This is a genomic window from Diaphorobacter caeni (assembly GCF_015354245.1).
Taxonomy (GTDB): Bacteria; Pseudomonadota; Gammaproteobacteria; order Burkholderiales; family Burkholderiaceae_C; genus Diaphorobacter_A; species Diaphorobacter_A caeni.
In genome coordinates this window covers 389,752-406,524 of the sequence record NZ_JADKYZ010000006.1, presented here as the reverse complement: position 1 = coordinate 406,524, position 16,773 = coordinate 389,752, and the positions used below count along the sequence as shown (strand labels likewise).

Sequence of the window (16,773 nt, the reverse complement as noted above, 5' to 3'; positions counted from 1 at the left end):
AAACGAAAACCCCAACGGCAAGACAGCCCCTCAGGCGCGACGCAAAGCCGCAGGCAGTACTGTCGTACGACAAGGCTTTGCAACAAAGCATGAGGGGCTGTCTTGCCCCCCCCCAAAAACGACCCACCATCGAAGCCGCAGGCTTCTTCAAAGAAAACAAAGAACCCCAAAAAACAAACGCCCCAAAAGGGGCGCTTGCATTTAACGGATCATCAAAGATCAGTTGCGGGTCTGGTCGACCAGCTTGTTCTTGGCGATCCAAGGCATCATCGCGCGCAGTTGGCTGCCGACGATTTCGATGCTGTGGTCAGCCGTGTTGCGGCGACGTGCAGTCATCGAAGGATAGTTCAGGCGACCTTCCTGGATGAACATCTTGGCGTAGTCACCGTTCTGGATGCGCTTCAGAGCGTTGCGCATGGCCTTGCGGGACTCTTCGTTGATCACTTCAGGACCCGTCACGTACTCGCCGTACTCGGCGTTGTTCGAGATCGAGTAGTTCATGTTGGCAATGCCGCCTTCGTAGATCAGGTCCACGATCAGCTTCAGCTCGTGCAGGCATTCGAAGTAGGCCATTTCTGGAGCGTAGCCGGCTTCGACCAGAGTCTCGTAACCCATCTTGATCAGCTCGACAGCGCCACCGCACAGAACGGCTTGCTCGCCGAACAGGTCGGTCTCGGTTTCTTCCTTGAAGTTGGTCTCGATGATGCCGGCCTTGCCGCCACCGTTGGCCATTGCGTACGACAGGGCCAGGTCACGGGCCTTGCCGGACTTGTCCTGATGCACGGCCACCAGGTGAGGCACGCCGCCACCTTGGGTGTAGGTGTTGCGCACGGTGTGGCCTGGAGCCTTGGGAGCCACCATCCACACGTCCAGATCAGCACGTGGGATGACCTGGTTGTAGTGCACGTTGAAGCCGTGGGCGAAAGCCAGCGAAGCGCCTTGCTTGATGTTCGGAGCGACGTTGTTGTTGTAGACCTCGGCGATCTGCTCGTCGGGCAGCAGGATCATGACGACGTCGGCAGCCTTGACTGCTTCATTCACTTCCATCACGGTCAGACCGGCCTTGCCGACCTTGTCCCACGATGCGCCGCCCTTGCGCAGACCGACCACGACCTTCACGCCGCTGTCGTTCAGGTTCTGTGCGTGTGCGTGGCCTTGGCTGCCGTAGCCGATGATGGCAACGGTCTTGCCCTTGATGAGGCTCAAATCACAGTCTTTGTCGTAGAAAACTTTCATGTTGGCTCCGGGGAATGGTTTTGGGGGTTGAAACTAAAAACTAAACGAAGAAGAAATGCAGCGAAAAACACTCTGCATGTGGTTTGGCGCGAGAGGGTGATCCCGTGCCGTTTACACGCGCAGAATCCGCTCGCCCCGGCCAATGCCGCTGGCGCCAGTGCGCACTGTTTCGAGAATGGCCGTACGGTCGATCGCCTGCAGGAACGCATCGTTCTTGCTCTGATCGCCCGTCAGCTCGACGGTGTAGCTCTTGTCGGTCACGTCGATGATGCGGCCGCGGAAGATGTCGGCCATGCGCTTCATTTCTTCGCGCTCCTTGCCGACCGCGCGCACCTTCACCATCATGAGCTCGCGCTCGGTGTAGGAACCTTCGGTGAGGTCGACGACCTTCACGACTTCGATCAGACGGTTCAGGTGCTTGGTGATCTGCTCGATCACGTCTTCCGAGCCCGTCGTCTGGATGGTCATGCGCGACAGCGAGGCGTCCTCGGTGGGAGCCACGGTCAGCGATTCGATGTTGTAGCCACGCGCGGAAAACAGACCGACCACGCGAGACAGGGCTCCGGGTTCGTTTTCCAGCAGAACGGCGATGATGTGTTTCATGATGTGTGATTCCTCTTTTCGCTGCCCTCCCCCGATGTCGGTAAACACCAGGCTCGGCAGGCAATAGATTCGTCAAAAAGCCGCCATTCTCGCGAATGGCGATGAAGGACCGGGAGCGGGATTACCCCTGCAACCCGGCATTATGGATGGTTGCGCTTCGAGAAGTCTTACAGATCTTCCGCGCCCAGCAGCATCTCGGTGATGCCCTTGCCGGCCTGCACCATCGGGAACACGTTCTCGGTGGGATCGGTACGGAAGTCCATGAACACCGTGCGGTCCTTGAGCTTGCGCGCCTCGCGCAGTGCGGGCTCCACATCCTGAGGACGCTCGATCAGCATGCCGACGTGGCCATAGGCCTCGGCCAGCTTCACGAAGTTCGGCAGGGAATCCATGTAGCTGTGGCTGTAGCGGCCCGAGTACTCGATTTCCTGCCACTGGCGCACCATGCCGAGGTAACGGTTGTTCAGCGCGCAGATCTTGATCGGCGTGTTGTACTGCAGGCAGGTCGCGAGTTCCTGAATGTTCATCTGCACCGAGCCTTCGCCTGTGATGCAGAACACTTCGGACTTCGGCTTGGCCAGCTTGATGCCCATGGCGTAAGGAATACCCACGCCCATCGTGCCCAGACCACCGGAGTTGATCCAGCGACGTGGCTCGTCGAAACGGTAGTACTGCGCGGCCCACATCTGGTGCTGACCCACGTCGGACGTGATGTAGGTATCAGCATCCTTGGTCATGTTCCAGAGCGTGTCCACCACGTACTGCGGCTTGATCACGCTGGTGTTGTCGCGGTCGTAAGCGAGGCAATCGCGGCTGCGCCATGTCTCGATCTGCTTCCACCACTGCGCCAACGCACCGGAGTCGGCACGGGTCGTGGTTTCCTTGATCATGTTGATCAGCTCGGTCAGCACGTCCTTCACATCGCCAACGATCGGGATATCAACCTTCACGCGCTTGGAGATGCTGGAAGGATCAATGTCGATATGAATGATCTTGCGATCGTTCTGAGCGAAGTGCTTGGGATTACCGATCACGCGGTCATCGAAACGCGCGCCAACAGCCAGCAACACATCACAGTTCTGCATGGCGTTGTTAGCTTCGATCGTGCCGTGCATGCCCAGCATGCCGAGGAACTTGGGATCGGATGCGGGATACGCACCCAGACCCATCAGCGTGTTGGTGACCGGGTAGCCCAGCATGTCGACCAGCGTGCGCAGTTCATTGCAGGCATTGCCCAGCAGCACGCCGCCGCCGGTATAGATATAGGGACGCTTGGCTGTCAGCAACAGCTGCAGCGCCTTGCGGATCTGGCCGCCGTGCCCCTTCTTGACCGGGTTGTACGAACGCATTTCCACGCTCTGTGGATAGCCGCTGTACGGGGTCTTCTTGAAGGAGACGTCCTTTGGAATGTCCACCACCACGGGGCCGGGGCGACCGGTGCGCGCGATGTGGAAGGCCTTCTTCATGGTCATCGCCAGATCGCGCACGTCCTTCACGAGGAAGTTGTGCTTGACGATGGGGCGCGTGATGCCGACGGTATCGCATTCCTGGAAAGCGTCGAGGCCGATGGCGGGCGTGGGCACTTGACCAGAGATGATCACCATCGGGATCGAATCCATGTACGCGGTCGCGATACCGGTCACGGCGTTCGTGAGGCCAGGGCCGGAGGTCACCAGCGCCACGCCGACGTCGCCGGTTGCGCGGGCATAGCCGTCAGCCGCGTGAACGGCCGCCTGCTCATGGCGCACCAGCACGTGCTGCATGGTGTCCTGCTTGTACAGGGCGTCGTAGATATAAAGAACCGCACCGCCGGGATAGCCCCAGATGTACTGAACGTTTTCGGCCTGAAGGGATTTGACGAGGATTTCGGCGCCCATCAGTTCCTGGGTGCCGGCATTGCCGCTGGCTGCTGCGGCTGCCGAGGTGATTTCGGCCTTGGAGATTTCCATGATGATGAACCTTTGTGAATTTCTCTAACGAAAAACCTTGGGTGCCCCTTGGTCGAACTCTTGTGAAGCCGCCTTGGAACTTGAGGCCTCGGTCATGAGCGACATGAGTTCTTCGCCGAACCGGGACCCGTTTGCGTTATTTGCTGCAGCGCACATTATTGCACTTTGCGGCCCTGCGCACAGCCCAGTGCTCAAAAAAACTACTCTGATGTCATAATCGCCGGATTAACAACCAAGTGGCCAGCTTCATTGTGCTGACCCAGTCAGTCCCCTTGCGGGACAGTTTTGCCATTGGCCTCCGAACAAGAACTGTCAGATTTCCTCAAGAGCGTAGACAAGCGTGCCTTCAAGCGCACGGTCTATCACGTTCGTGATGAGGAGGCCGCACTGGACATCGTCCAGGACAGCATGATCAAGCTGGCGGAGCATTACGGAGACAAGCCTGTCAACGAACTGCCGATGCTGTTCCAGCGCATCCTGTCGAACAGCACGCTCGACTGGTTCCGCCGACAAAAAACTCGTAACGCTTTGTTCACCAGCCTCAGCGACTTCGAAAGTCCGAGTGATGAAGCGGGGGATTTCGACCTGCTGGAGAACTACGCCATCGAGGGCGATCAGCGGGAAGGCAGCCAGAGCGCGGAAGACCAGATCCGCCGCAAGCAGATCTTCCACGAGATAGAAAAAGAGATACAGGAGCTGCCCGCGCGTCAACGAGAAGCCTTTCTCATGCGTTACTGGGAGGAAATGGATGTTGCAGAAACGGCCGCAGCGATGGGTTGCTCCGAGGGCAGCGTCAAAACGCACTGCTTCCGCGCCATTCAGACGTTGAGCAAGGCACTGAAGGCAAAAGGAATCGAGCTATGAACCGCCATATCTCCGACAATTCGAACAGCACAGCGGCAGACCGTTTCGCCCTTCGGGTGGTGGCCCGCCTCGACCAAGGCAGCAACGAGCTTCCTTACGACATCGCCGAACGCCTGCGTGCAGGCCGCATGCAGGCACTGGACAAGCGCAAGCGTCCTGCCGTCGTGGCGCAGCGTCCCGTGGTGGCCGAGCCCGTCGTTCTGGGCGTCGGCCACACAGCCACCATGGGTGGCGGCTGGGGCAGCGAAGGTGGAAACTGGTGGCGCGCTCTGGTGTCTGCAATCCCCGTCGCAGCGCTGCTCGTGGGTCTGTTCGTCGTGGGCGTGAACCAGAATGAAGCCGGCGCGAATGAAATTGCCGAGGTGGATGCCGCCCTTCTCACCGATGACCTGCCTCCAGAGGCCTATACTGACCCCGGTTTTCTGCAATATCTGAAAACATCCCAACACAAACCTTGAACCTGATCGGTTGACCACCGATTTGCATGCAGAGATTGGCGCCAGACGTATCCGACCGTTCCAGACCCAGCCTTGCAGCCGCCATCGTGGGGCTGCTGGTTTTGGCGTGCCTGACATTTGGCGCATGGAAAGCTGTCACGTACCTGGACATCGCGCCCACCATCTCGACGCCGGATGAGGCGCTCCCCTCGAAGCGATCCAATATTCGCCCAAGCTCGACCATGACTCGAGCGCCCCTGCCTGTCGCGCAGGGCGGTCCCATGTGGGGCGAACTCTCCAGCTCCCAGAAAGACGCCCTCTCGCCGCTGGCCACCCGCTGGAACCAGCTGAGCGAAGGACAGAAGCGCCACTGGCTGACTCTGGCGTCGAATTTCGACTCCCTGAGCGAGCAGGAACAGGCCAAGATGCTCAGCCGTATGACGGAGTGGGCCAACCTCAGCGCCCAGCAGCGCAGCCAGGCCCGGCTGAACTTTGCCGCCACGAATCGCCTGTCGCCGGACGACAAGCTCGCGCAATGGGAGGCCTATCAGGCCCTCAGCGAAGAGGAAAAGAAGCAACTCGCCGCCAAGGCCTCACGCAAGCCGTTCGGAGCTGCCGTGGTGGTCAAGTCGCCCCCATCCAAGAAATTGGTACGCATTCCGGCCGCGACAACGGTTGCGCCAAATCAACCCAACCCGCCGAAGATCCCTCCCATGACGGACTACCATGTGCCGCATGTCTTCCCTCCACCGGCGGCACCGCTTCCCAGCGCGCCCAACGTGGTGGAGACCGCGCCGGTCCAGGGCGCGTCGGCAACCGCTCAACCCCTGCCTCCCCTGACCCCGGCCTCGGCGCCGGACACCGAGGAAAAGGTGGATCTGCGGGATGTCACCTCGGTCAATTCACCTCAGTAGCCACCCGCATTCAGCTTTCACCCGCAGCCACGACCGTCGAATGAGTTCTCCGCTTCCCTCCGGCCCCATCGCCCGCCCAGACTCTCCGACGGACCTGCCTCCCGGCGCGGAAGGCAAAACGCCCTCTTTGCGGCGCCGCATGGCCTGCTGGCTGTACGAGGGCATGCTGATGTTCGGCGTGGTGTTCATCTCGGGCTATCTGTTCAGCGCCCTCACCCAGACCCGCAACGCGCTCGACAACCGTCATGAGCTTCAGGCGTTTCTGTTCGTGATCTTCGGGATCTACTTCGTGTGGTTCTGGGCCAAGGGCCAGACGCTTGCCATGAAAACATGGAACATCCGTGTCGTCGACCGGCAAGGCCGCTCCATCAGCCAGTTGCGCGCGCTCAGACGGTATGCGCTGTCCTGGCTCTGGTTTCTGCCACCGCTGCTGGTCAGCTGGGCCGCCAGACTCAGCGCCGCCGAAGCCCTGGTCATTCTGGGTGGCTGGATCGCCATCTGGGCGCTGCTCAGCCGCTTTCACCCTGAACGCCAGTTCTGGCACGACGCATGGGCAGGCACGCGCCTGATTCATTCTGCGCCGCTGCCACGCAGTCGCCGAGCCAAGTCCTGAGATCGTAAAAACGCTCTGACACGCTGAGCGAAACAAGGCATTCAGCCGATGTTCACACTGGCCGGGCAGGATCGAGCCTTCACATCTGCGCTACGATGTCTGGCCGAATATGCCCCGCACGTTCCAACTGATCGTGCACATCCGCGCCCGATGCTCCTTTCTCGCTGAATTTTTCCTCTGCCTCCATTCCCATGGCTCCACCACTTCCGCAGCCCTCCGCTTCACATCCACACAAGGCCCGCACCGGCCTCAATCGCTGGATTCACGCTTTCGGCTATTCGCTGCAAGGCCTCAAGGCGGGCTGGGGAGAGAAGGCGTTCCGTTCGGAGGCCTGCCTTGCGGTCGTCATGATTCCGGCGGCCTTCTGGCTCGGCGGTTCGTGGATTGAGGTCGCCCTGCTCGCCGGCTCGGTGCTGCTGGTGTTGATCGTCGAGCTGCTCAACACCGGCATCGAGGCGGCCATCGACCGCATCGGCCCGGAGCTGCACGATCTCTCCAAGCGCGCCAAGGACATGGGAAGCGCCGCCGTGCTGCTCTCCCTGCTGCTGTGCGGTGGCATCTGGATCACCGCCCTCTATCAAAGATTTGCCCATGCCATCCACTGACAAGAAGAAACCCGCCCCCACGTTCTCGGTCTGCGTCTACCTCGGTTCGCGCCCGGGCGAGAATCCCGCGTTCACCCAGTCAGCCATTCAGGTCGGCACCTGGATCGGCGAGCACGGCGGACAACTGGTCTACGGCGGTGGACGCAGCGGCCTGATGGGCACGGTCGCCGAGGCCACGCGCAAGGCGGGCGGACGCGTCGTCGGCGTGATCCCCAAGGCCCTCGTCGACAAGGAACTGGCCAACCAGCACTGCGACGAGCTGCACATCGTCGACAACATGCATGAACGCAAGGCCATGATGGCCGAGCGCAGCGACGCCTTCATCGCACTGCCAGGAGGCATCGGCACGTTCGAGGAGCTGTTCGAGATCTGGACCTGGCGCCAGCTCGGCTATCACGACAAGCCCATCGGCCTGCTCAACGTGGACGGCTACTACGACGGCATGCTGGGCTTTCTGGAGACCAGCGTCAAATCAGGTTTCATGGGCGAGTGGCAGATGGACCTGATCAGCGCTCACACCGACCACGACGCGCTGCTGCGCAAGCTGGTGCAGGAAGCTGGCAACAACATGTCGCAGATCCCGTTGCGCACGGTCATTTGAAGGTCTTGTGGCGCGGCGCTTCGACCTGCGCCACGCCTTGAGCGTCTTGAACGCATCGCGATGAGGTCCACTGCCCGATCCATCGCTGAATGCCGAATGCTGAATGGATACGGGCATGCGCGCATTGCACGCGCCGCCCTCCAATCAATGCGGGCTCTGAGCGTGTTGACGCTCTCAGACGGCCGCGTCGTCCAGATCGCCGGTGCGGATGCGGATCACTCGCTCGACTTCAGTCACGAAGATCTTGCCGTCGCCGATCTTGCCGGTGCGGGCCGAGTTCACGATGGCATCCACGCAGCGGTCCACGTCTTCCGCGCGCACGACGACCTCGACCTTCACCTTGGGCAGAAAGTCCACCACGTACTCCGCGCCGCGATAGAGCTCGGTGTGGCCCTTCTGCCGACCAAAGCCCTTGACCTCAGTCACAGTGAGGCCCGTGACACCGCAATCGGCCAACGCTTCTCGCACCTCTTCCAGCTTGAACGGCTTGATGACGGCGGTGATCATTTTCATGGCGGAGACTCCTGATGATTTTTCAAAAACGATCCAGACCCGACGAGCATGCTCGTCAGGCCCGGAATTTATTGGTGATGGGATAGCGCCAGTCCTTGCCGAAGCTGCGTCGCGTCACGCGCACGCCCACCGGCGCCTGACGGCGCTTGTACTCGTTGATCTTAATGAGTCGCGTGACCCGCTCGACGTCGGCCGAGGCAAAACCCGCAGAGACAATGTCGGCAATCGGCTCGTCGCGCTCCATGTAGCGCTCGACGATCGCGTCCAGCGCCTCGTACGGAGGCAAGCTGTCCTGGTCCTTCTGGTCGGGGCGCAGTTCGGCGCTGGGAGGACGGGTGATGATGCGATCGGGAATCGGATTCGCGCCCTTGCCGAACGGGTCGTTCTCGTTGCGCCAGCGCGCCAGCGCGAAGACACGCGTCTTGAGCACGTCCTTGATCACGGCAAAGCCCCCAGCCATGTCGCCGTAGAGCGTGCAGTAGCCCGTCGCCATCTCGCTCTTGTTGCCGGTGGTCAGCACCACCGAGCCGAACTTGTTGGACAGCGCCATCAGCAGCGTGCCGCGGATGCGCGCCTGCAGATTCTCTTCGGTCGTGTCTTCGGGAAGCCCGGCAAAGTCGTGCGCGAGTGCCGCCTTGAACGCTTCGAACTGCGGAGCGATGGCGATCTCCTCGTACTGCACATTCAAGCGCGCCGCCATGTCACGCGCGTCGATCCAGCTGATGTCGGCCGTGTAAGGCGAAGGCATCATCACCGTGCGGACCTTGTCCGCACCCAGCGCGTCGACGGCGATCGCCAGCACCAGCGCGGAATCGATGCCACCCGACAGCCCCAGCAGCACGCCGGGGAAACCGTTCTTGCCGATATAGTCGCGCACGCCGGTGACGAGAGCTGCCCACAGCTCGGCCTCCCAGCGCAGCACCGGAGCCATCTCGCCCGCGAGCTTGATCTTGCCGCCCTGCCGCTCAACGTCCACACGCGCCAATTGCTCGGCAAACGCCAGAGCGCGCATGGCAACCTGGCCGTCCGCGTTGAGCGCGAACGAAGCGCCCTCGAACACCACCTCGTCCTGCCCTCCCACCAGATGCGCATAGACCAGCGGCAGGCCGGTCTCGGCCACGCGGGCGCGCATGGCGTCTTCGCGCTCCGCGCCCTTGCCCATGTGGAACGGCGAGGCGTTGATGCAGGCGATCAATTCCGCACCCGCTTGCGCCGCGGCGCGCGCCGGCTCGGGGAACCAGGCGTCCTCGCAGATCAGCAGTCCGACACGCACCCCATCCACCTCGAACACGCAGGTGTCGTTGCCGGGAATGAAATAGCGCTGCTCGTCGAACACCTCGTAATTGGGCAGTCGCTGTTTGGCGTAGGTCTGCTCGATGCGGCCGTTGCGGATCACGCTGGCCGCGTTGTGGCAACGATGGCCGTACTCGCCGGAATGGGTGCCCGGAGTGGCGCGTGGATGCCCCACCACCAGCGCAAGCCCGGTCAGATCGGCCGTGGCGGACGCGATCTCGGCCAGCCCCTGCTCGCAGGCGGACAGGAAGGCGGGCCTCAGATAGAGATCCTCGGCGGCATAGGCGCTGAGCGCCAGCTCCGGCGTGAGCAGCAGGCGCGAACCTGCGGCATGCGCCTGGCGCGCGGCTTCGATGATTTTGCGGGCGTTGCCCTGGATGTCGCCCACAACGAAGTTGAGCTGGGCAATGCTGATGGGGAATGGCATGGTGCGAGCGAAAAAGACTGCGGGCAATTATGTCATTGAGCTTTCATCCTCGCGGGCAAGCGCGGAAAAGCCGCAGCGGGCACGTCGCTCAACCCACACGCCAACCCGCCGCAGTTGTCCCCAGCCGCACTGGACAGTCGTGTGGACAAGTTGAGGAGCACTTTGTATGCGATGCATAAGTGCCTGATTTGCAAGCGGAATTGAAGGGTCGCTCAAAAAATGGGCATCCTCGGACGCAAATCAAAGAATTCCAAGAAGGCTAAAAGCACGGATTCTTCCCTACGGCTTTCGAGGACGGGCAGTTTGGGCGATCATCGGTGCTCCAGACGAATTCAACCGAGCACGCCGCCATCTTGTCCGCCATCCCGCCGTCCGAAACCTCCGCCTCCGCCTCCAACGAAGACCCGGCCTACACGCTGGAGTTGCTGAACTCCGCGCAACGGGTCGACGCAGCGCAATGGGACCGGTTGCTCGCCGCGCAGAGCCAGCCCACGCCCTTCATGCGCCACGCCTATCTCGCGGCGATGGAGAGCAGCGAAAGTGCCAACCCAGACACCGGCTGGACGCCCGTCTTCTGCCTGCTGAAGAAGAACGGCGTGCTCGAAGCCGCCTGCGCGCTCTACGCCAAGACCCACTCCTACGGTGAATACGTGTTCGACTGGGCCTGGGCCGATGCCTACCAGCGCCATGGCCTGCAGTACTACCCCAAGGGCGTGCTCGCCGTGCCCTTCACCCCGGTCCCCGGAAGCCGCCTGCTGGCCACCGACGAGCAGGCGCGCACCCTGCTGCTGAACGGCGTGATCGACTGGGCGCGCGAGGCCGGACTGTCCTCCATCCACATGCTGTTCGCGGCTGACGAGGATCTGCGCGCAGCCAAGGACCTCGGGCTGATGCTGCGCCACACGGTGCAATTCCACTGGCACAACCGCCATTCGCAGACAGGCGCGCCCTTCACGTCGTTCGACGAATTCCTCGCGTCACTCAATCAGGAAAAGCGCAAGAAAATCCGCCAGGAGCGCAGACGGGTGCATGACGCGGGAGTCACCTTCGACGTGATCGAAGGCCAGCACATCAGCGACTCCGACTGGGATTTCTTCTACGCCTGCTACGAGCGCACCTACCTCGAGCACGGCAACGCACCCTATCTGACGCGCGCCTTTTTCGGGCACATGCAGCGCGACATGCCCGAGAACTGGGTGCTTTTCATCGCCAACCAGAACGGTCGCCGCATCGCAGCAAGCCTGATCGCCGTGCAGGACTCAGTGGCCTATGGCCGCTACTGGGGTGCGCTCGAGCGCGTGGACAACCTGCATTTCGAGACCTGCTACTACCAACCGCTCGAATGGTGCATCGCGCGCGGCATGGAGCGCTTTGAGGGCGGCGCCCAGGGCCAGCACAAGATGGCTCGGGCGCTCATGCCCGTTCAGACGAGCAGCGCCCACTGGCTGGCCCACCCCGGCTTCGCCGAGGCGGTGGAACGCTTTCTGGAACGCGAAGGACACGGCATCGCGCAGTACATGGACGAACTGCACGAGCGCAGCCCGTTCAAGCAGACGAGGTGAGCCGCTCTTGAGTCGCGCGAGATTCGTGCGCCATGGGTAACTGATCAGCAGATCAGCGGATCAGGGTTCAGGAGGCCGCAGCCCCTTCCGGCACAACGGCTCGCGCCTGCTGCAGCAGTCCCATCTCCGCCGGGCTCAGCAGCGCGGCGATGTCCACCACGATCAGCATCTGCCCCTCCACCTGCGCCATGCCGCGCACGTAGGTCGTGTCCACCGCGCCCTGAAACTGCGGCGCCGGCTTGATCGCGTCGTCCTGCAGCGCCACCACATCGGCCACCGCATCCACGACCGCGCCCAGCAGCATGTCCTCCACCTTGAGCACGATGACCACCGTGAACTCGTTGTAGGTCGCCTCGGCACAGCGCAGCTTCATGCGCAGATCCACCACCGGAACGATCACTCCCCGCAGCTGGATCACCCCCTTGATGAACTCCGGCGCATGCGCCATGCGCGTCGGCGGCTCATAGGAACGGATCTCCTGCACGCACAGAATGTCGATCCCGTAGACCTCCTCGCCCAGGCGGAAGGTCAGATACTTCGACACAGGCACGCTCGGCACCTGCGCCGCGCGGCGCGACGAACTGGAACGCAGAGAGGAAATGGGCAGCATGGGCAATGTCCGCAAATGAATGCTGAATGTTACTAGCTACAGAAACAAATCAACAATAGCCCCATTCACACGCCCACCCTCACCGCATTCAAACCAGCGGCCAGCGAAGCGTAGCGAGCGCTCGATCAGCCGCCCCAACGGCAATACAGGCCCTCAGGCTAGGCGTCTCACGCGCAGACAGTACTCATGTACGGCAAGCGTGAGCAACGACGCATGAGGGCCTGTATTGCCGCCTCCAAACGACCAACCCATCGAAGCCCAAAGGCTTCGTAGAACCAAAAAAGCCCACTCGAACAAACGAGTGGGCCTTGAACAAGGGGAAAAATCCCCAAGTAAAAACTCAAGCCTTCTTGGACTTCTCGTAGTTGGCTACGCCGTCGGTGAGTTCCTTGTGGGCTTCGTCCATGCCACCCCAGCCGAGCACCTTGACCCACTTGCCCGCTTCCAGATCCTTGTAATGGGCAAAGAAATGCTCAATCGCCTTCAGCTTGATCTCTGGCACGTCACCCAGCGTCTTGATGTTGGCGTATTCCTTGAGGATCTTGGCGGTCGGCACGGCCAGCACCTTGCCGTCCATGCCGGCTTCGTCTTCCATCTTCAGGATGCCGAGAGCGCGGCAGGGAACCACCACGCCTGGGGGCAGCTTGTAGGGAGTCATGACCAGCACGTCCACCGGGTCGCCGTCGCCCGAGAGGGTCTGGGGCACGTAGCCGTAGTTGGCTGGATAGAACATGGCGGCCGTCATGAAGCGATCGACGAAAATGCAGCCGGAGTCCTTGTCCACTTCGTACTTGATGGGATCGGATTCCATGGGAATCTCGATCACGACGTTGAAGGCTTCGGGCAGGTTCTTGCCTGCGGGGACATTGTTCAGGGACATGGTCGTCTCAACAGTTTGAGTGAATTGAGGAAATGAGGAATTGGGAAATTGCAGAATTTCTGATGTTTTGCCCGGCCCGACAGCCAACGATCCGTCAACGACGTCAAGCGGGAAACCGCCCATTTTAAGACCAAGCCCCTTGCGTGTAACTTTCGGGCGCTTTTTTTGCTGGACCGAACCTCAGGAAGCCGGCCCGCCCACACGCCTGCGCACCGGCCCGGCGCACTCTTCCACCGCCTGCCGGACCTCATTGCGCAGCCCCAGCGCAAAGCCCACTTCGGCGAGGACGAACAGCGGCCCAATCGCCAGTCCGATCACGTCGTCCACGAAGGCTGGCTTGCGCCCCTCGAAATAGTGGCCGACGAACTGGATCACCCATCCCACCACGAACAGGCCGATCCCCGAAGTCAGCCAGAAAGCCGTCGTTTGTGCCGCGCACCATTGTCCGGCGACCAGCATCGCGGCGATCACCAGCGCCATGCAGAAGCCATAGCGCAGATCCAGCAGAAAATAGAACACGCAAGCCGCAAGGCCCACCGCGAAGGCCGGCGTCAGGGGCATTGCGCCGAGCAGGAGCACAGGTCGCGACAGCAGAATCACCACGGCCAGCATGATCATCGGCACCCCGACGAGATGCGTCTGGATATTGCGCGGATCGCGGTGGTATTGGGCGTATTGCGTGAGCTGGTCGGTCAGGCTTCTCATGGCGTGTCTCCTGCGTCGAACCCCATCGCTTCGCTGCGAGAACAACCGAGGCGACAGCAAAACTTTCATGGCTCCCGCACAATGGGGCAAGTTTTGCGACAGCGCAATACCGTCCAGCCATGATGGACCGCTTGCGTCAGTGCCACCCAAGCCGGCGCCTGAAACTCAAAGAACAACTGCCTCGATCCGAACCACCATGCCCTTGTCCCCACCCGCTCCCCGCACCGCCAGACATGTCCGCCGCGTCACCTATCACGGGTACGAGCGCGAGGACGGCCTCTGGGACATAGAGGGCGAACTCCACGACAGCAAGGCCGAGGACACCCCCTTCATCCGCGACCCGAGCATCATTCGCCGCGCCGGTCAGCCGATTCACCACATGTTGCTGCGCGTGACCGTCAACCGTCAGCTCGTCGTGCAGGCCATCGAGGCTTCAATGGACGCCCATCCGCTCGGCGGCTGCCCCGAGGCGCTGGCGTCGCTGCAATCGATGGTCGGCTGCAGCATGTCGCGCGGCTGGCGCAAGGCCATCCAGACTCATCTCGGCGGCATTGCGGGCTGCACCCATATCCGCGAGCTGCTCTTCAACCTGGCCACTGCCGCGTTCCAGAGCATCCCCGCCGTCTTCAGCAGCGTGGGCGACGAGCCGCCGCGCCATCTGAACCAGTGCACCGGCTGGAGCTTCAACGGCGAGGGCGTCCGTGAATACTTCCCGCAGTTCTACGGACGCAACTCCAACGCCGCCGTGGAGTGAATCCCTTCAGCCGCTCTGTCGCACTACAGCTCTGTCGCTCAACCGATCACTGACTGCAGCGCGGTTTCGTAGAGTCCCGTCAGCTCGTCCGTCAACTGCAGCAACCGCTCGCTGGTGGTCGCCACATCTTCAAGACCGCGCGCATCGGGCTGGCGCTTGATCGCCGCCTCGAAAAACACGAATTGCGCCTGCCCCAGCTCCAGTGCAGTGCGAATTTGCGCGGTAGAGACCGGAGCCTCGGTCAGTTGCCTGAGCGAGGCCTGGAACAGCCCTAGGTCACCCGCCATCTGCTCACGCACGTCGCGCGAGTCAAACCCGGAGGCGATCAGCAGGTAATTCTTCGCCACCCTCTGCGACAGCATGCGCTGGCGACCGGCGACATTCACGATGCGCGCCGTCTGGGACTGGGTGAGCTTCTCGAACGCCTCGGTGGCCGTATTGGCCAGCATGAGCATCTGGTTGGACTGCTGGGAGACGGCCAGAAAGCCGTCCCTGCTCGCAGGGGTCGCCACCATGGCATCAAGCTTGACGGCGCTCGCGTGCACATCGGCGATGAAGCGCCCGACTTCCTTGGGCCAGTTCTGGCGCTCCAGCTCGGCAAGGCCCGCCTGCACCTGCTGGCGCGTCTGCTGCAAGACCTCACGGGTCCGCTCGACAAGCGTCTTCAGATATAGTTGCCCGTATGCCTTGGCCATGCGCTGCGACAGCGCGCGAAATTTGGCCGTCCGGTTGATGGCCGTGGCGATCGCCATGCGCTCCTGAGCCGTCAGAGAAACCGCGGCGGGCGCACACATGGCCATGACCAGCAGACGCACGGCGGTCCTGCGGCTGTTGCCACTGCAGACCTCCGGCTCGATCAATGTGGTGTCAATATCGTTCATGAAGCGAATTTTGCGCAGGGACAAACCCTTAAGTCCTGCTCACGAACGCATCACGTGATCCTTATTAACGGATATGCGATATTGACGGCACGCGCTCCAAAAATTGAAGAAATTCAAGGCTCCCGCGCACAGGCAGTTGTAGAAAACATAAAAACCACCCACATGGCAGAACGCGTCATTCCCATCGTCGATCAGCGCAAAGGCGCCTTGCCCGCCGTCGTGCCCGCGGGCGCGGCGACGCCCCTCGGCGCGCAGCTCATCGACGCCCACCAGCGGCCTCTGCGGGACCTGCGCATCAGCGTCACCGACCGCTGCAATTTCCGCTGCTCCTACTGCATGCCCAAGGACGTGTTCAACAAGGACTATCCGTACCTGCCGCACAGCGCCCTGCTGAGCTTTGAGGAAATCACGCGCCTTGCCCGTCAGTTCCTGCGCCTTGGTGTGCACAAGATCCGCCTGACAGGCGGCGAGCCGCTTCTTCGCAAGCACATCGAGCGCCTGATCGCCCAGCTCGCCGACTTACGCACGCTCGACGGCAAGGTGCCCGACCTCACGCTCACGACCAATGGTTCGCTGCTTGCGCGCAAGGCGCAGGCGCTGCGCGATGCCGGGCTCTCGCGGGTCACCGTCAGCCTCGACAGTCTCGACGACGCCATCTTTCGCGGCATGAACGACATGGACTTTCCGGTCGCCGAGGTGCTCTCGGGCATCGAGGCCGCGCAGAAAGCGGGCCTGAAGCACATCAAGGTGAACATGGTCGTCAAGCGCGGCACGAACGATCATGAAATCCTGCCGATGGCGCGGCACTTCCGGGGATCGGGCATCACGCTGCGCTTCATCGAATACATGGACGTGGGCTCCACCAACGGCTGGCGCATGGACGAGGTTCTGCCCTCGGACGACGTGATCCGCCTGCTGCAGAGTGAATTCCCGCTGGTGCCGCTGGCCGCCAGCTCTCAGGGTGAAACCGCCCGCCGCTGGGGCTACGCCGATGCGAGCGGCAAGCACGATCCCTCGCAAGGCGAAGTGGGCGTGATCAGCAGCGTCACCCACGCCTTCTGCGGTGACTGCAACCGGGCGCGGCTGTCCACCGAAGGGCAGCTCTATCTGTGCCTGTTCGCCGAGCAGGGCTATGACCTGCGCACCCTGCTGCGCGGCACCGCCTCGGACGACGAACTCGCCGCCGCCATCGCGAACATCTGGCAGGGCCGCCGCGACCGGTACTCCGAGCTGCGCGCCAGCCTGCCGCCCGACTCCGGCGAACATACCAAGCGCCGCGTGGAAATGAGCTACATCGGCGGCTAAACTTCCTTCTTTTCAGAAGGA

General features: G+C 62.0%; 18 protein-coding genes. 9 read left to right on the top strand and 9 right to left on the bottom strand.

All coding sequences use genetic code 11. The features are described 5' to 3' along the window. Positions 1-219: 219 nt before the first annotated feature. The 3 genes from ilvC to ISG32_RS17115 form a co-directional block, all read right to left on the bottom strand. Positions 220-1,236, bottom strand: a complete 1,017-nt coding sequence (gene ilvC, locus ISG32_RS17125; RefSeq protein ID WP_194772224.1) for a ketol-acid reductoisomerase — start codon at positions 1,234-1,236, stop codon at positions 220-222. Positions 1,237-1,347: 111 nt separating this feature from the next. Further along, positions 1,348-1,839, bottom strand: a complete 492-nt coding sequence (ilvN, locus tag ISG32_RS17120; protein WP_166066264.1) for an acetolactate synthase small subunit — start codon at positions 1,837-1,839, stop codon at positions 1,348-1,350. A gap of 167 nt (positions 1,840-2,006) precedes the next feature. Then, positions 2,007-3,788, bottom strand: coding sequence for an acetolactate synthase 3 catalytic subunit (locus ISG32_RS17115; RefSeq protein ID WP_194772223.1), 1,782 nt, complete (start codon positions 3,786-3,788; stop codon positions 2,007-2,009). A gap of 291 nt (positions 3,789-4,079) precedes the next feature. On the opposite strand from ISG32_RS17115, the gene ISG32_RS17110 reads away from it, so the two are divergent. The 6 genes from ISG32_RS17110 (at position 4,080) to ISG32_RS17085 (ending at position 7,822) form a co-directional block, all read left to right on the top strand. Next, the gene (locus ISG32_RS17110) at positions 4,080-4,652 is read left to right on the top strand and encodes an RNA polymerase sigma factor (RefSeq protein WP_194772222.1); all 573 of its coding nucleotides are present in this window, start codon (positions 4,080-4,082) and stop codon (positions 4,650-4,652) included. Further along, complete coding sequence (locus ISG32_RS17105) at positions 4,649-5,110, top strand: DUF3619 family protein (RefSeq protein ID WP_194772221.1); 462 nt, start codon at positions 4,649-4,651, stop codon at positions 5,108-5,110. The genes ISG32_RS17110 and ISG32_RS17105 overlap by 4 nt, the downstream gene beginning before the upstream one ends. Positions 5,111-5,331: 221 nt before the next feature. Beyond that, on the top strand, positions 5,332-6,003 hold the full coding sequence (locus ISG32_RS17100; protein WP_228529883.1) for a DUF3106 domain-containing protein: 672 nt from the start codon (positions 5,332-5,334) through the stop codon (positions 6,001-6,003). 40 nt (positions 6,004-6,043) lie between these two features. Continuing rightward, on the top strand, positions 6,044-6,616 hold the full coding sequence (locus tag ISG32_RS17095; protein ID WP_194772219.1) for an RDD family protein: 573 nt from the start codon (positions 6,044-6,046) through the stop codon (positions 6,614-6,616). Between the two features lie 191 nt (positions 6,617-6,807). Beyond that, a complete protein-coding gene (locus ISG32_RS17090; protein WP_194772218.1) occupies positions 6,808-7,221 on the top strand; it encodes a diacylglycerol kinase in 414 nt (137 codons plus the stop codon). Further along, positions 7,208-7,822 (top strand): LOG family protein, encoded by a 615-nt coding sequence (locus tag ISG32_RS17085; protein ID WP_194772217.1) that lies wholly within the window; start codon positions 7,208-7,210, stop codon positions 7,820-7,822. The genes ISG32_RS17090 and ISG32_RS17085 overlap by 14 nt, the downstream gene beginning before the upstream one ends. Before the next feature lie 174 nt (positions 7,823-7,996). Here the strand turns inward: ISG32_RS17085 and ISG32_RS17080 are convergent, their stop codons facing one another. Together ISG32_RS17080 and ISG32_RS17075 are read right to left on the bottom strand one after the other, a co-directional pair. Continuing rightward, positions 7,997-8,335 carry a P-II family nitrogen regulator gene (locus ISG32_RS17080; protein ID WP_194772216.1) on the bottom strand — a complete coding sequence of 113 codons (339 nt, stop codon included), beginning with the start codon at positions 8,333-8,335 and terminating at the stop codon, positions 7,997-7,999. 55 nt (positions 8,336-8,390) lie between these two features. After that, positions 8,391-10,055: an NAD+ synthase gene (locus ISG32_RS17075; protein ID WP_194772215.1), complete on the bottom strand. Its 1,665-nt coding sequence runs from the start codon at positions 10,053-10,055 to the stop codon at positions 8,391-8,393. A 362-nt stretch (positions 10,056-10,417) separates the two neighbouring features. Between ISG32_RS17075 and ISG32_RS17070 the strand changes: the two genes are divergently transcribed. After that, positions 10,418-11,617, top strand: coding sequence for a GNAT family N-acetyltransferase (locus tag ISG32_RS17070; protein ID WP_407645072.1), 1,200 nt, complete (start codon positions 10,418-10,420; stop codon positions 11,615-11,617). A 67-nt stretch (positions 11,618-11,684) separates the two neighbouring features. Here the strand turns inward: ISG32_RS17070 and ISG32_RS17065 are convergent, their stop codons facing one another. From ISG32_RS17065 to ISG32_RS17055, 3 genes are all read right to left on the bottom strand, one after another. Beyond that, positions 11,685-12,227: a chemotaxis protein CheW gene (locus ISG32_RS17065; protein WP_194772213.1), complete on the bottom strand. Its 543-nt coding sequence runs from the start codon at positions 12,225-12,227 to the stop codon at positions 11,685-11,687. A gap of 340 nt (positions 12,228-12,567) precedes the next feature. After that, positions 12,568-13,107: an inorganic diphosphatase gene (gene ppa / locus ISG32_RS17060; protein WP_194772212.1), complete on the bottom strand. Its 540-nt coding sequence runs from the start codon at positions 13,105-13,107 to the stop codon at positions 12,568-12,570. A 180-nt stretch (positions 13,108-13,287) separates the two neighbouring features. Next, positions 13,288-13,812 carry an Mpo1 family 2-hydroxy fatty acid dioxygenase gene (locus tag ISG32_RS17055; protein ID WP_194772211.1) on the bottom strand — a complete coding sequence of 175 codons (525 nt, stop codon included), beginning with the start codon at positions 13,810-13,812 and terminating at the stop codon, positions 13,288-13,290. Positions 13,813-14,008: 196 nt separating this feature from the next. On the opposite strand from ISG32_RS17055, the gene ISG32_RS17050 reads away from it, so the two are divergent. Next, complete coding sequence (locus ISG32_RS17050; RefSeq protein WP_194772210.1) at positions 14,009-14,566, top strand: DUF2889 domain-containing protein; 558 nt, start codon at positions 14,009-14,011, stop codon at positions 14,564-14,566. A 38-nt stretch (positions 14,567-14,604) separates the two neighbouring features. On the opposite strand, the gene ISG32_RS17045 is transcribed toward ISG32_RS17050, so the two are convergent. Continuing rightward, on the bottom strand, positions 14,605-15,447 hold the full coding sequence (locus ISG32_RS17045) for a type IV pili methyl-accepting chemotaxis transducer N-terminal domain-containing protein (protein WP_194772209.1): 843 nt from the start codon (positions 15,445-15,447) through the stop codon (positions 14,605-14,607). Positions 15,448-15,609: 162 nt separating this feature from the next. On the opposite strand from ISG32_RS17045, the gene moaA reads away from it, so the two are divergent. After that, positions 15,610-16,752 carry a GTP 3',8-cyclase MoaA gene (gene moaA / locus ISG32_RS17040; RefSeq protein WP_194772208.1) on the top strand — a complete coding sequence of 381 codons (1,143 nt, stop codon included), beginning with the start codon at positions 15,610-15,612 and terminating at the stop codon, positions 16,750-16,752. Positions 16,753-16,773: the final 21 nt, after the last annotated feature.

What these genes read in the sequence shown, in the direction of transcription:
- ilvN (WP_166066264.1), bottom strand. Translation starts at nt 1,839, where the DNA reads ATGAAACACATCATCGCCGTTCTGCTGGAAAACGAACCCGGAGCCCTG.
- ISG32_RS17080 (WP_194772216.1), bottom strand. Translation starts at nt 8,335, where the DNA reads ATGAAAATGATCACCGCCGTCATCAAGCCGTTCAAGCTGGAAGAGGTG.
- ISG32_RS17115 (WP_194772223.1), bottom strand. Translation starts at nt 3,788, where the DNA reads ATGGAAATCTCCAAGGCCGAAATCACCTCGGCAGCCGCAGCAGCCAGC.
- ilvC (WP_194772224.1), bottom strand. Translation starts at nt 1,236, where the DNA reads ATGAAAGTTTTCTACGACAAAGACTGTGATTTGAGCCTCATCAAGGGC.
- ISG32_RS17045 (WP_194772209.1), bottom strand. Translation starts at nt 15,447, where the DNA reads ATGAACGATATTGACACCACATTGATCGAGCCGGAGGTCTGCAGTGGC.
- ISG32_RS17065 (WP_194772213.1), bottom strand. Translation starts at nt 12,227, where the DNA reads ATGCTGCCCATTTCCTCTCTGCGTTCCAGTTCGTCGCGCCGCGCGGCG.
- ISG32_RS17105 (WP_194772221.1), top strand. Translation starts at nt 4,649, where the DNA reads ATGAACCGCCATATCTCCGACAATTCGAACAGCACAGCGGCAGACCGT.
- moaA (WP_194772208.1), top strand. Translation starts at nt 15,610, where the DNA reads ATGGCAGAACGCGTCATTCCCATCGTCGATCAGCGCAAAGGCGCCTTG.
- ISG32_RS17095 (WP_194772219.1), top strand. Translation starts at nt 6,044, where the DNA reads ATGAGTTCTCCGCTTCCCTCCGGCCCCATCGCCCGCCCAGACTCTCCG.
- ppa (WP_194772212.1), bottom strand. Translation starts at nt 13,107, where the DNA reads ATGTCCCTGAACAATGTCCCCGCAGGCAAGAACCTGCCCGAAGCCTTC.
- ISG32_RS17090 (WP_194772218.1), top strand. Translation starts at nt 6,808, where the DNA reads ATGGCTCCACCACTTCCGCAGCCCTCCGCTTCACATCCACACAAGGCC.
- ISG32_RS17050 (WP_194772210.1), top strand. Translation starts at nt 14,009, where the DNA reads ATGCCCTTGTCCCCACCCGCTCCCCGCACCGCCAGACATGTCCGCCGC.
- ISG32_RS17055 (WP_194772211.1), bottom strand. Translation starts at nt 13,812, where the DNA reads ATGAGAAGCCTGACCGACCAGCTCACGCAATACGCCCAATACCACCGC.
- ISG32_RS17075 (WP_194772215.1), bottom strand. Translation starts at nt 10,055, where the DNA reads ATGCCATTCCCCATCAGCATTGCCCAGCTCAACTTCGTTGTGGGCGAC.
- ISG32_RS17100 (WP_228529883.1), top strand. Translation starts at nt 5,332, where the DNA reads ATGACTCGAGCGCCCCTGCCTGTCGCGCAGGGCGGTCCCATGTGGGGC.
- ISG32_RS17085 (WP_194772217.1), top strand. Translation starts at nt 7,208, where the DNA reads ATGCCATCCACTGACAAGAAGAAACCCGCCCCCACGTTCTCGGTCTGC.